This window comes from Chitinophaga nivalis (assembly GCF_025989125.1).
Classification (GTDB): domain Bacteria; phylum Bacteroidota; class Bacteroidia; order Chitinophagales; family Chitinophagaceae; genus Chitinophaga; species Chitinophaga nivalis.
Window position 1 is genome coordinate 2,541,061 of sequence record NZ_JAPDNR010000001.1, and the last position, 13,165, is coordinate 2,554,225.

General features: G+C 47.1%; 9 protein-coding genes. 6 read left to right on the forward strand and 3 right to left on the reverse strand.

Going from position 1 to position 13,165, the window contains the following annotated elements:
- Window positions 1–127: 127 nt before the first annotated feature.
- Window positions 128–2,212: a prolyl oligopeptidase family serine peptidase gene (locus tag OL444_RS10415; RefSeq protein WP_264733272.1), complete on the forward strand. Its 2,085-nt coding sequence runs from the start codon at window positions 128–130 to the stop codon at window positions 2,210–2,212.
- A 123-nt stretch (window positions 2,213–2,335) separates the two neighbouring features.
- Window positions 2,336–3,235, forward strand: a complete 900-nt coding sequence (locus OL444_RS10420) for an SDR family oxidoreductase (RefSeq protein ID WP_264733271.1) — start codon at window positions 2,336–2,338, stop codon at window positions 3,233–3,235.
- On the opposite strand, the gene OL444_RS10425 is transcribed toward OL444_RS10420, so the two are convergent.
- The 3 genes from OL444_RS10425 to OL444_RS10435 all read right to left on the reverse strand — a co-directional run bounded on the left by OL444_RS10425 (window position 3,224) and on the right by OL444_RS10435 (window position 9,088).
- Window positions 3,224–4,210 (reverse strand): HU domain-containing protein, encoded by a 987-nt coding sequence (locus OL444_RS10425; protein ID WP_264733270.1) that lies wholly within the window; start codon window positions 4,208–4,210, stop codon window positions 3,224–3,226. The two genes, OL444_RS10420 and OL444_RS10425, sit on opposite strands and share 12 nt — an antisense overlap.
- An 87-nt stretch (window positions 4,211–4,297) precedes the next feature.
- A complete protein-coding gene (locus OL444_RS10430) occupies window positions 4,298–5,947 on the reverse strand; it encodes a hypothetical protein (RefSeq protein ID WP_264733269.1) in 1,650 nt (549 codons plus the stop codon).
- 60 nt (window positions 5,948–6,007) lie between these two features.
- On the reverse strand, window positions 6,008–9,088 hold the full coding sequence (locus tag OL444_RS10435) for a tetratricopeptide repeat protein (RefSeq protein ID WP_264733268.1): 3,081 nt from the start codon (window positions 9,086–9,088) through the stop codon (window positions 6,008–6,010).
- A gap of 327 nt (window positions 9,089–9,415) precedes the next feature.
- On the opposite strand from OL444_RS10435, the gene OL444_RS10440 reads away from it, so the two are divergent.
- The 4 genes from OL444_RS10440 to OL444_RS10455 all read left to right on the forward strand — a co-directional run bounded on the left by OL444_RS10440 (window position 9,416) and on the right by OL444_RS10455 (window position 13,046).
- Window positions 9,416–9,823: a DoxX family protein gene (locus OL444_RS10440; RefSeq protein WP_264733267.1), complete on the forward strand. Its 408-nt coding sequence runs from the start codon at window positions 9,416–9,418 to the stop codon at window positions 9,821–9,823.
- Between the two features lie 46 nt (window positions 9,824–9,869).
- Complete coding sequence (locus tag OL444_RS10445; RefSeq protein ID WP_264733266.1) at window positions 9,870–10,286, forward strand: acyl-CoA thioesterase; 417 nt, start codon at window positions 9,870–9,872, stop codon at window positions 10,284–10,286.
- Window positions 10,287–10,401: 115 nt separating this feature from the next.
- Window positions 10,402–11,649, forward strand: coding sequence for a CinA family nicotinamide mononucleotide deamidase-related protein (locus tag OL444_RS10450; protein WP_264733265.1), 1,248 nt, complete (start codon window positions 10,402–10,404; stop codon window positions 11,647–11,649).
- A gap of 71 nt (window positions 11,650–11,720) precedes the next feature.
- A complete protein-coding gene (locus tag OL444_RS10455; protein ID WP_264733264.1) occupies window positions 11,721–13,046 on the forward strand; it encodes a dihydrolipoamide acetyltransferase family protein in 1,326 nt (441 codons plus the stop codon).
- The last annotated feature ends 119 nt before the right edge of the window (window positions 13,047–13,165 follow it).

The following is a 13,165-nucleotide window of genomic DNA, read 5'->3' on the forward strand; positions in this document are numbered from 1 at the left end:
TTGTTTTTCTAATAGTTATCTGATGAATTAACCTAAATTTTTAATTTTAATCAAACAAAGTAGCTAATTTTTTTAAAATATATTAGGTATGTTGAAAAAAAATAATAGGAGGTGGCTAATTATGAGCATGAGTTTAATCACAGGACAGGTAATCGCGCAACAACAACCTATTCATTACCCTGAGACCAGGAAGGTGGATACAGTAGATGATTATCACGGAACAAAAATTGCAGATCCTTACCGGTGGCTCGAAGACGATAATAGTGAAGCTACCGGTGCCTGGGTTAAGGCGGAAAACAAAGTAACACAGGATTATTTGGCAAAGATCCCTTTCCGGGACGAGGTTAAAAAACGATTAGAAGAATTATGGAACTATCCTAAAACAGGAACTCCTGTTAAACATGGCCAATATTATTATTTCTATAAGAATGACGGGCTGCAGAATCAGGCAGTACTTTATCGCTCGGCAACTTTAAAGGGTACACCGGAAGTATTTATTGACCCTAATAAATTATCTGCTACCGGTACTGCTGCCCTGGCAGGTGTTACCTTCTCCGGAAACGGCAAGTATGCGGTTTACCTGCTGGCGAAAGCCGGCTCCGACTGGGAAGAAGCCTATGTAATAGATCTGGCCACCAAACAACAACTGTCAGATAAACTGGAATGGATCAAGTTCAGTGGGATGGCCTGGAAAGGAGATGGGTTCTATTACAGCCGTTACGACAAACCAACCGAACAAAATAAGCTCTCGGGTAAAAATGAATTTCAACAGGTATATTATCATAAGGTAGGTGATCCGCAGGAGAAAGATGAACTGATATATGTAGATAAGGAACATCCGTTGAGAAGTGCGAAGATGGATATTACGGAAGATGAACGTTTCCTCATCCTGTATGCGTCTGAAGGTACTTCCGGTAATGAACTCAGTTACCGTGACCTGCAGGATCCGAATCAAAAAGATTTTTCTCTCCTGATTAAAGGTTTTGACTTTGAACCGGAAGTAATCGACAACGACGGTGGAAAACTGCTGGTACGTACCAATCACGGCGCACCCAACTACCGCATTGTATTGGTAGATCCTAAAAATCCGGCGGAAGCCAATTGGAAAACCATCGTGCCGGAAAGAAAAGAAGCATTGGAAAGTGTGGGTACTGCCGGTGGTAAATTATTCCTCTCTTATCTGAAAGATGCCGCTACACAGGTGTATCAATATGATTATAAAGGAAAGCAGGAACGCGAAATTAAACTCCCGGGTATCGGTACTGCCGGTGGTTTCAGCAGCAAAAAAGACGAAAAGGAATTTTTCTATTCCTATACCTCTTTTGTAACGCCAACAACTATCTATCGGTATGATATCGCCACAGGTGTTTCTACGCTGTATGATAAACCGGAAGTAAAATTCAATCCGGCAGATTATGAAACCAAACAGGTATTTTTCAACAGCAAGGATGGTACCCGGGTGCCGATATTCCTGTCCTATAAAAAAGGAATGAAGCAAAGTGGTAATAATCCTGTACTGATCTATGGCTACGGTGGCTTCAACGTTTCACAGACACCAGGCTTTAGTATCTCCAATCTTTATTTCATGGAGCAGGGCGGTATATACGCAGTGGTGGCATTGCGTGGTGGCAGTGAATATGGAGAGGCCTGGCATAAAGCCGGTATGCTGGAGAAAAAACAAAATGTATTCGATGATTTTATCGGCGCTGCTGAATACCTGATTCAGGCCAAATATACCCATCCTTCCAAAATCGCTATCCGCGGTGGTTCCAACGGCGGTTTACTGGTAGGCGCGTGCATGACGCAAAGACCGGAACTGTTTAAGGTAGCTTTACCGGCAGTAGGTGTAATGGACATGCTGCGTTACCAGAAATTTACCATTGGCTGGGCATGGGCTGTGGAATATGGCAGCAGTGATAATGCAGCGCAGTTTAAATATCTGCTGCAGTATTCTCCGCTGCACAACCTGAAGCCAGGTACAACGTATCCTGCTACCCTTATCACCACGGCGGATCACGACGACCGTGTAGTCCCTGCACACTCTTTCAAGTTTGCGGCTACATTGCAGGCAGCGAATGCAGGTCCTAACCCGATGCTGATCCGTATTGAAACACAGGCGGGCCATGGTGCAGGTAAACCTACCTCCAAGCAGATTGCTGAGCTGACAGATCTGTGGTCCTTTACCATGTATAATCTGCAGATGAAAAAATAATACTGACAGTGGCATTTAGCGGTTGGCTGCCGAATAATTTTTGGTTGGCTAAAAGCTAAATGCCAGCTGTTAGAGCTGATTTTTTCCTTATCTTTAAAGGCAGCGTAATGTTAATATGGCTTTATGAAGATACTTATAACAGGAAGTAACGGATTACTGGGACAACACCTGATCCCCCTTTTACTGCAGGATGGCAACTATGAAGTGGTAGCTACCGGCAGAGGCCCTAACCGCTTTCCCCTGCGGGATAATTACACTTATGAGGCGGTCAACCTTCGTGATGCAGGCAGTGTCAATCAATTGATAGATAAACACCAGCCGGATATCATCATACATGGCGGCGCTATGTCGCAGGTAGATGAATGTGAAAAGAATAAAGATGCCTGTTGGGATACGAATGTAGGCGCTACGCGTTACCTCGTACATGCCGCAGAAAAGTACAACGCCTTCTTTATTTTTCTCTCCACGGATTTTGTATTTGACGGATTACAGGGGCCTTACACAGAAGAGTCCATTGTAAATCCTATCAATTACTACGGTACCAGCAAAGTGGCCGCAGAGCGCCTCGTACACAACAGTAAAACATCGTGGGCCATTGTACGTACCGTACTGGTTTATGGTGTAGTAGCGGACCCTCACCGCAGTAACATGATTACCTGGGTAAAGAATAATTTACAGCAAGGTAAGAAAGTGAAAGTGGTAGATGACCAATGGCGGACACCTACCCTTTGTCATGACCTGGCAAAAGGTTGCCTGTTAATTGCTGCGAAAAAAGCGACCGGTTATTTTAATATCTCCGGAAAAGATATGCTTACGCCATATGATATGGCCATGCAAACAGCCGCCTATTTTAAATTGGATCCCAGCCTCGTGGAAAAAATCAGTTCCAGAAGCCTGGCCCAGCCAGCAGCCCGGCCTGCGAAAACCGGCCTGGTCATCGATAAAGCCATTAAAGAACTGGGTTATGAACCCCGCACTTTTGCAGAAGGACTGGATATTGTTGCCGGCGAATTAAATGCCTGATGGCACCGGTGCAAAATCCAGGTATACTTTGTTATTCTGAAATTCCTTCTTCTTTAACTCCAATTGTTCAGTTGTATCTTTTGCGGCAGATCTGACAGGTGATCCTACATAGTAGGTATGATCGCGTTTGTACAGTATTACCTGCTGGTTCCAGCTTTGACGGCGGGTGGCCTGTCTGGCTGCGCGGGTACTGTCTGTATAGGTTTCTATCACAGCAAAATAGTTCAGTGTATCCGTTGCCGTTGTTACCGGTACTACTGCAGTAGCGGTACTGTCGGTAGCTGCTATGGATGTTACCGTGGTGGCTTCCTCCTGTGGCGTTGTGGCTACAGCTGGGGTGGCAGCTGGCTGTGCGACCGGACGGGGCTGCGTGGTGATATACCACCAGATACCGGCTGCAGTGATTACCGCAGCTGCAGGAATAGCTATCCACCACCATTTGAACCGGCTTTCTTCTGTTACCGCTTCCAGCGTTTCTTCCACTTCTTCTGTCATTACAGGTTCCAGTGCGGTGGCCGATAAGGTGGCCGGGAGTGGTTCCGGAACCGGCGCTGCAGCTGTTTTCTGCGGTGCACTCCTCACAGGCGTAATCGGCAGGGAAGGCGGTGCTACCGGTAGTTCCTCTTCAAAGAAATTAATATTGCGGCCCGTAAAATCGCCCTGCAACTGCCCGATGCCAGGCAGGAAAAGCGGTTTACCGGTTTTGAGAAAGTCACGGAATTCTTCCAGGTATTTTTCCAGTTTCAGCTGGGCCACTGCAGGCACCAGGTTTTCTTTCAGCGCAATCCATTCCAGGCAGGAGCCGTCATCTTTCCACGTATGGCTGAATATAATATGATCCCGGGGGGCGGTCAGGGTTTGTGTGGTGGGGTTATACTGTGCGGGAAAATGTTGAATCAGAAATGTTCCCAGTTGAGGTACTACACAAACACGTTGCTGGAATAATACTTCCTGGATATATTGCTGGAGTATCAAGGTGCGTTTTTTTGCGTGATTAATTTGTTACAAACCAGGCCGGCTGCAGGTATATCAGGGAACAATCGAACCTGGTTTGCAGCAAAGTTAAAACTTAATCATCACACCACCCACCACATTGAATCCATAAGTTGGATAAAGATACCAGCGTTGGTAGCGGGTGTTGAAAATATTATTGGCGTTCAGCCATACATTGAAGTGTTTACCGATGTCGTAACCTGCACCCAGGTTAAGATCCCAGGTACTGCTGGTTTTGCCGAAGTCGAGGTTGGGAAGCTGGTAATAGCTGCCGCTCAGCGCATACAAATTGGCATTGAGGTGCAGTTTTTTAGCCATGGTATACTGTAAAAACAGGTCGCCCTGGAATGGCGGCAGGTGCCACGGTTTTACTTCCGTTTCCTGTTTGTTGTAGTTATACCAGTCGAAGCTTACCCTTGCCTGAAACTTTTCTTCTTCTATATAGCCCACTTCTGCATGCAGCTGGAAGGCGCGCAGCTCTGCTTCGTTACGGGTCAGGAATTTCTTGGTATCAGCCGCGTCGTTGATAAACAGCGGTCTGTTGTACCAGGTAACGGCAGCAAACTTGGTGTTGTAATTAAAATGGCTGCCCAGGGTACCTTTGATACCGGTATATTTTTCTTCCACGCGGGTATTCAGTATACCTGATGTCAGACCGGCCAGGAAAGGATTCTGACTGGCCAGGTTACGATAGGAGTTCTTGTCGAAATAAGAAATCCAGCCACTGCTCAGGATCAGTTTTTTGTGTACCAGGTGCGACTCATTCACGATGTCGGGCAGCAGGTAAAACTTATCGTTGGTCCAGGTGGGGTTTACGCCCGCATGCAGCACAAAACGGGGTTTGATGATTTCCACAGCCGGATGCACCGCCACTACATTGTTGTTGATGGCGCGGTTATTATCCTCTTTGTAGGTAGAGAGGTCGAATACGCCTTCGGCCTGTATGTAGATGTCTTCAAATACCTGTTTACGCACCGGCACCTTAAATACAAACGTATTTTCCGTGCGTTTGTAGGAATCATTGAACAGCACGAATTTTACCTGTGGCTGAAACGTGAAGGCCCAGTCATTTTGCGGGCGGTTTTGTCCGCCTACGATGGCGGTCAGTTGGTTAAAGGTTTGTGCAATATCCCCCTTTTCATAACTGATCACGTCATGATCATAACCATAATAGTGTATGGTGTTACGGTCATAACCAATGCTGGCATTCAGTTCAAATTTAGGCAGCAGGTAAGCGCCGGAGGCCAGCACATTCAGGTTGCTGTAATCCTGGTTGGCGATATCCTTGCCTTTGGAGCCGGTGTAGTTCACAAATACGCCGAAGTTGTATACTTCATTTCTGCCGCTGCCAAAACCTGCCTGTACCAGTGGGGTATTTAAATTGCCGTAACCCAGTTTGATAAAGTTGTTCTGTAAACGTCCCAGGGAATCTTTACCCAGTGCCAGTGGTTTTAAAGGCGCTGCCTGATACATGAAGTTCAGGTTGAGTGCAGGCACCTGATATTTCAGGGAAGGCCGGCTGGTATCCACTCCCGGCAACGATGCCGTCAGGTTCAGTTTATAGGCGTCGCGCAGTTTGGGCTGATTGGTGGAAATGATATCGATGGTTTCCTGTTTCAGCGTTTCCTGTGCCGCTGCATGTTGCAGTGGCAGCAAACCTGCCAGACCCATGGCAGCCAGAATGAAAGCGCGTTTGTTATAGATGGTTTGAATGTTCATGCTGTCGTTAACTTAAATCTGTAAATCCGAAAAATTCCTGCATACCGTTACCTGAAAAGACTATTGTTTTTTCGGTTTTTTGCCGGCTGCTTTTTCTGCTGCTTCTACTTTCGCCAGTTTTTCTTTGGCTTCCTGTTTTAACTCCGGTATCGGGCAGTTATTGGCGATACTCTGGAAAGTAGCTTTGGCATTGAAGTAATCCTGCTGACGCAGGTATACATCGCCCAGGAGGATATATGATTTCGCCACCCAGTTTTCGTAAGATGGCGTGTTTTTAATCACATCAAAACCAGCTTTTTCAGCGGCGGTGAGGTCATCCTGTTGCAGGTAAGCATTGGCGATACCATAACGGGCTTCTGCACCGGTTTCGGATTTGGTGAGGGCCGCCACAGTTTTGTAAGCTGTGATGGCTGCTGCATATTGTTTGGCCTGTTCCTGTGCTTTACCCTGATAGAAATGAGCGATGATCTGATCATCGGTGCTGATGTTGGCAGCAGCGAGTAACATTTCTGCGTAGTTGGCTACTTCATCCCAGCGTTGCAGCTGATAGTTGCTGCGCAGCAGGCCCCGGGTGGCTGTCAGGCTGTTTTCCTTGCTGGTAGCGAGGTCTTGCAGCTGCAGGTAGTACGTACGTGCTTTAGCGTAGTTTTTAACCTGGTAGAAGTTGATGTTGGCCGCCTGCAGGGCAGATCTCTCTGCATACAGACTGTTATTACGGGACAGTACGAATTCATACGCCGGTAAAGCATTCGTATAGTCTTTATTGTTATAGGAGCATTCTGCTTTGTAGAAATGTGCCGGCAGTACAAACTGGCCGTTAGGATATTTCTGGATGTAGCTGTTGAAAGCAATGACAGCCCCGGCGCAATCGTTGTTGGTGAACCGGGCTTCCGCCGCGCTGTAGGCGATGGAGTCTTCTGCGGAGGCAGAAACCGTACGGCCGCTGGCTTTCAGGAAAGCGAGGTAGTCGTCTGTTTTACCCTGGCTGACATAAATAGACTTGATGCTTTGCAGGGCTTCATTGGCTTCCGGTGAGCCGGGGAATTTCTCCACTACCTGCCGATAGTAGCCCAGTGCTTTGCTGTCGTTGTCTTTGTTATAATAGCTCAATCCCAGTTTCAGTAATGCGCGGGGCGCGTTGGCGCCGTTAGGTTGTTTTTGCAATACATTTTCCAGGAAAGGAATGGCTTCGTTGTATTTCTCTGCTGCCAGGTAGGTGTTGGCAATTTCCATATCGGTTTCGTTGGAGAAACCGGAAGTAGGAAATTTATTACCCAGTTGTTTCAGCAAGGCCAGTTTTTCGGCCTGTTTACCCTGTAAGCCCAGGATAACGGCTTTCTGGTAGGTGGCGTAGTCGGCGCCGGGGTCGTTGTTGCTGATTACCCGGTCGTACAGCGGCAACGCTTTTGGAAACTGGCGCAGCATATAATAACAGTCGGCGCTGCGGAGTATGGCGTCGGTAGTAATACGGGCCGCATTCGGACCGTTGCCTTTCTGGGCGCTTTCAAAATACGGCAATGCTTCCGCGTATTTCTGTTGTTTCAGGAGGCTGTAGCCCAGGTTATAGCTGGCTGTCTGTGCATTGGCTTCGCCAGATACCGGCGCTGCATTACTCAGATAGGCGTTCAGGTTAGTGATGGCATCTGCCGTTTTATTTTGCCGCAGGGCAACTTCTGCTTTCCAGAAATGCGCCAGTTGTTTGATCTGCGGATCATATGGATTTTTGATGGCTACATCCAGCAGGCGGTCTGCTTCTGCCAGTTGCTGATCGTTGATCAACTGGGTGGCACGGCCGTAGGCTACTTTCTGGTAGGCCTTTAATACGGTCGGATTTTTATCTTCAATCATTTCAATGGTAGCCAGTCCTTCCTTGTAGTTGTTGCTGTTCATGAACAGGTTTACCAGGATTTCGCGGGCTTCCTTATTGTATTCCGATTGCGGATATTTTTTTACGAATTGTGTCAGTTCCGTGAGGGCTGCATCCGGGTAACCCAGCTCGTAGGAGAGTTTACCATAGTGGAAGCGGGAGATTTCCTGTTGCTGCGCATTGGAACTATTGTTGGCACAGAAGGCAAATGCATTGCGCGCATTGGCTTTCTGGCCGGTACGCAGGTAACAGTCGCCCAGCAGGTACATGGAGTTCTGACCCAGGGAGTCTTTGCTGTTTGTCAGTTGTTTGAAGCCGGTAATGGCTTTGTTGAGATTACCGGTTTGATAGTAGGCATAAGACAGCTGGTAAATATCTTCGTTTCTTACTTCTTCCGAATTGTCCTGGAAATCCTGGAGATAGGGAAGCGATTTTTTATAGTCTTTCTTTTCGAAATAAGCTTTACCCAGCAGTTGTTTAATTTCTGCCTCGTAGTATTGGCCACCTTGTTTTACAAGTGGTTCACTGTAGGCAATCAGCTGATCTGTTTTTCCCTGGAAATAATAGATCTCTGCAATATAGTACGGAACAACGTTGCTGTATTTAGGTTCGTTTACTACCCGTTGAAAACTGTTGAGGGCTTCTTCATACTGGTGATTGTAGTAAGCAATGAAACCGTAGTAGTAATTGGCCGGGATATAGTATTTACCAGGAATTTCCCGGATGGAAGCAAACAGCGGTTGCGCTTTCGCGAAGTCCTTTACATTGAAGTAGCAATACGCCAGTTCGAATTTAGCTTCCGCAATTTCTGCGTTGGATAAATTCTCGATATTGGCTTTTTCGTATAATGGAATCGCTTCTTTCAGTTTGTTGAGCCGGAAATAATACTTGGCCAGGTGGTAGCTGACCAGTTGTTCGCGGGCATTATTATTAAACAGTCTGAGATAATCCAGTGCCAGTTTCTCTGCATTGCCCTGTTGCAGTTTTAATGCGCAGATGGTATAGTAGTAGAACGCATCTGTTTTAATCAGGTCGCGGTTGGTGACATGGAAATAATCGATGTTATCGATAGTCTGTTTGAAAAGTTGCATGGATACGGCATATTTTTCCTGCTGGAAATATTGTTGCGCATCCTTGAATACTTTTTCCGGATCGGTATATACACGTGTTTGCTGCGCCTGTGCTGCGGGGAGGCCTGTAAGACCGGCTCCGGCAAAAACGGCCAGGGAAACGTACAGATGTCCGGGAATAATAACTTTTCTGATGAACTGCATGCTTTAGCTGTTATGTCTTGAATATGCGTTTAAAACGAATCCCGGCTGAAAATATTTTCCCGTCCGGGTATGATCGGTACTTCTGCTATCCGTTATGCCACAGTGAAATCCCATTAAGAAGTGCCGGCAGGAAAGATACCATATCCTCCTTACAGGAAGCCGCCGGTATTGATAACCGGCAAATGATACCCCCAACAGGCAAATATAAAAGTTATCTGCCTTCTTTTCGGATTGCTTTTCTAACAATGTGGATAACTCCAAAGTCAGAAAAAAGGCTATTGCGCTATATTGCGGCAAATTATTAGAAGCGCAAAAACCTTACCTACTATGAGAAAACTGTTCTCTACCGGCTATTCGAATGGCGCCGTAAGTTTTTCCATGCTGGTACTCCGGCTGGTATTCGGTGGCCTGATTCTGTTGCATGGCTGGCCTAAGCTGATCAATTTTGCTGCCAAAATGAATACCTTTCCGGACCCTTTGGGTGTTGGACATAAATATTCACTGGGCATGACGGTTTTTGCAGAAGTATTTTGTGCCGTATTTGTGATCATCGGTTTATTGACGCGGCTGGCGGTACTTCCCCTGATTATTTGTATGGGTGTAGTGGTATTTATGATTCACGCCCATCAGCCAATAGATGAAATTGAACTGCCGGTGATGTACCTGGGAGCCTTTGCCACCTTGCTTTTTACCGGTCCGGGTAAATTTTCCCTGGACGGCGCACTGGGTAAATAATCCCGCATTCGCCAGCTATTTGAGTATATAAAATATTGAACGGACTATGTTTATCAGTACAACAACAATCAGGGTACGTTATGGGGAAACAGACCAGATGGGATACCTGTATTATGGCAATTATGGTTTGTATTACGAAGTAGGCAGGGCAGAAGCGATCCGCGAACTGGGATTTACCTACCGGGAGCTGGAAGAGCAGGGCGTAATTATGCCTGTGGCAGAATTAAACGTCAAATACCTGCGGCCGGCATTTTATGATAACCTGATAACGGTAAAGACTATACTGAAAGAAATGCCGAAAGGTTCTAAAATACAGTTTCACAGCGAGTTGTACAACGAAAAGAACGAATTGCTGAATGTAGGGGTCACCACCCTGGTATTCATTGATGTGAAAACCCGTGGAAAAGCAGGATTGCCGGAAGAACTGCGGCACCGGCTGGAACCGTTTTTTGTGGAGCAATAGTTGTTATCTTCCCGGCTATATCAGGCATCACCGGTGTTCCGGCAATTATTCCGGCAGTGTTCCTGTTGGGATATCCGGGAAGATGCGTAATTTTTAATTCCTAAAAAGGGCGTGTATGTCAAAGATTACCACAAGCATTATTACGATCGGAGATGAACTGCTCATCGGGCAGACCATTGATACCAACTCGGCCTGGATAGCACAACAGCTGAATGCGATGGGGATATGGGTACACAGGCGTGTAGCCATTGGCGATATCAAAAAAGATATCCTGGAAGCACTGGAGAGAGAAGCTGCGGTATCAGATATTGTATTGATAACCGGTGGTTTAGGGCCTACGGCAGATGATATTACCAAACCCACCCTTTGCGAATATTTCAATACACGGCTGGTGCAGGATGAAGGCGCCCTCCGGAATGTGCTGCATATTTTTGAAAGCAGGGGACTACCGATGCTGCAGCGGAATGTAGACCAAAGCATGGTGCCGGAAGCCTGTACGGTTATTCAGAACCGCCGGGGTACCGCACCGGGGATGTGGTTCGAAAAAGAAGGAAAAATCTATGTTTCCATGCCTGGTGTGCCGCACGAAATGCAGGGCATCATGGAAGATTATGTACTGCCGCAGCTGGGTACTCATTTCCAGACACCGGCTGTACTGCACCAAACCCTGGTGACTTCCGGTATGGGAGAGTCTTTTGTAGCAGAACGGCTGACCGCTTTTGAAGCGGGTTTACCACCCTATATCAAACTGGCGTATCTGCCCAGTTACAGCCTGCTGAAACTGCGGCTCACGGCTTTCGGAGACGATAAAGTAGTGACAGCCGCCGCTTTGAGCATACAATTTCAGGAATTGAAAAAACTCCTGGCCGATATCACCGTTGCCGATCAGGATATCAGCATCGGAGAGGTGCTGGGATTATTACTGAAAGAAAAAGGGAAAACGGTAGGTACCGCTGAAAGCTGTACCGGCGGACAAATATCCAGCTGGATTACCGCTATTCCCGGCAGTTCGGCCTATTTTAAAGGCAGCGCCGTGACTTATGCCAATGAAACAAAAATAAAATTACTGGGCGTAAAACCGGAAACCCTGGCAGCACATGGCGCCGTCAGCGAAGAAACCGTACGGGAAATGCTGGCAGGTGCGCTCCGTTTGCTGGAAACAGATTATGCCATTGCGGTATCGGGTATTATGGGACCGGATGGCGGTACGCCGGAAAAACCGGTAGGTACCGTGTGGATGGCCGTGGGCGACAACAACCGGACAGTCACCGTGAAACACAGGTTACGTTATGACCGCGACCGGAATATTCAGATGACGGCAGTTTTTGCCATGAATGAATTGCGTAAACTGATCTTGCAATAAGGAATAGCGGCATGTGCCGAATTGAGACAATTCCCTTATTTTTGTTCCGCACTAAAGCAAAAATCAATCTTATGGCCATTGTAGAATTGGTAATGCCAAAAATGGGGGAAAGCATCATGGAAGCCACCATCTTGCGTTGGCATAAACAGACCGGAGATCACGTAAAAGTAGATGAAACGGTACTGGAAATTGCCACTGACAAAGTGGATAGCGAGGTTCCTTCTATCGCGGAAGGAACGATCACGGAAGTGCTCTTCAATGAAAATGATGTAGTACCGGTAGGTACGGTAATTGCCCGCATTAATACCAATGCTGATGCAGCCGCAGTGGCTGCCCCTGTAGTTCCTGCCGCTCCTGTAGCCAGCGAACCTAAGTTTACCACCGTTCCCGCTCCCGTAGCCGCTGTACAGGAAGCTCCTGCTGCCGGCGGTGCAAAGTTCTATTCCCCATTGGTACTCACCATTGCACAACAGGAAGGCGTAAGCTTTGCTGATCTGGAAAAAATTCCAGGTTCGGGCAATGAAGGCCGCGTTACGAAAAAAGATATTTTACAGTTTGTAGCAGACCGCAAAGCAGGTAAGATCATTGCAGATGTTACCCCTGAACCGGTAACTGTGACAGCTCCGGTGGCAGCACCTCGCAGCACACCAGCGGTTACTACTACGGTAGCATCGCCTGCTTACAGTGGCAATGTGGAAATTGTGGAAATGGACAGAATGCGGAAACTGATTGCCAATCACATGGTGATGAGCAAACAAACCAGCCCGCATGTGACCAGCTTTGCAGAAGCAGATGTCACCAACATCGTGAAATGGCGCGATCGGGTAAAAGGAGCATTTGAGAAACGTGAAGGAGAGAAGCTGACGTTCACCCCACTGTTTGTAGAAGCTGTGGTAAAGTGTATCAAACGTTTCCCACTGGTGAACTGTTCCCTGGATGGCGACAAGATCATTATTAAGAAAGATATCAATATAGGTATGGCTACGGCACTGCCTACCGGTAACCTGATTGTACCTGTTATTAAAAGCGCAGATGTACTGAACCTGGTAGGACTGACCAAACAGGTGAATCACCTGGCCAATGCTGCCCGTCAGAATAAACTGAAACCGGAAGATACGCAGGGCGGTACTTTCACCCTGACCAACGTAGGTACCTTTGGTAGCCTGATGGGTACGCCTATCATTAACCAGCCGCAGGTAGCGATTCTGGCCGTGGGCGCCATTAAAAAACGTCCTGTAGTCATCGAAACACCGGAAGGTGATACCATCGGTATCCGCCATATGATGTATTTATCACTCTCCTATGATCACCGCATTGTAGATGGATCATTGGGCTCTTCTTTCCTGAGTGCAGTAGCACAGGAACTGGAAAATTTTGATCCCGGAAAGAGTATCTAATATCACATAACATATTATCAGTGAAGCATTATGCCGGCGCTAACGGAGCCCGTATAATGCTTCGCTGTTTACAGGCATCACCGGTTATACCGGACGCAAAAAAAGAGGGCCCTCCAATG

What these genes read in the sequence shown, in the direction of transcription:
- OL444_RS10455 (WP_264733264.1), top strand. Translation starts at nt 11,721, where the DNA reads ATGGCCATTGTAGAATTGGTAATGCCAAAAATGGGGGAAAGCATCATG.
- OL444_RS10440 (WP_264733267.1), top strand. Translation starts at nt 9,416, where the DNA reads ATGAGAAAACTGTTCTCTACCGGCTATTCGAATGGCGCCGTAAGTTTT.
- OL444_RS10435 (WP_264733268.1), bottom strand. Translation starts at nt 9,088, where the DNA reads ATGCAGTTCATCAGAAAAGTTATTATTCCCGGACATCTGTACGTTTCC.
- OL444_RS10415 (WP_264733272.1), top strand. Translation starts at nt 128, where the DNA reads ATGAGTTTAATCACAGGACAGGTAATCGCGCAACAACAACCTATTCAT.
- OL444_RS10450 (WP_264733265.1), top strand. Translation starts at nt 10,402, where the DNA reads ATGTCAAAGATTACCACAAGCATTATTACGATCGGAGATGAACTGCTC.
- OL444_RS10445 (WP_264733266.1), top strand. Translation starts at nt 9,870, where the DNA reads ATGTTTATCAGTACAACAACAATCAGGGTACGTTATGGGGAAACAGAC.
- OL444_RS10420 (WP_264733271.1), top strand. Translation starts at nt 2,336, where the DNA reads ATGAAGATACTTATAACAGGAAGTAACGGATTACTGGGACAACACCTG.
- OL444_RS10430 (WP_264733269.1), bottom strand. Translation starts at nt 5,947, where the DNA reads ATGAACATTCAAACCATCTATAACAAACGCGCTTTCATTCTGGCTGCC.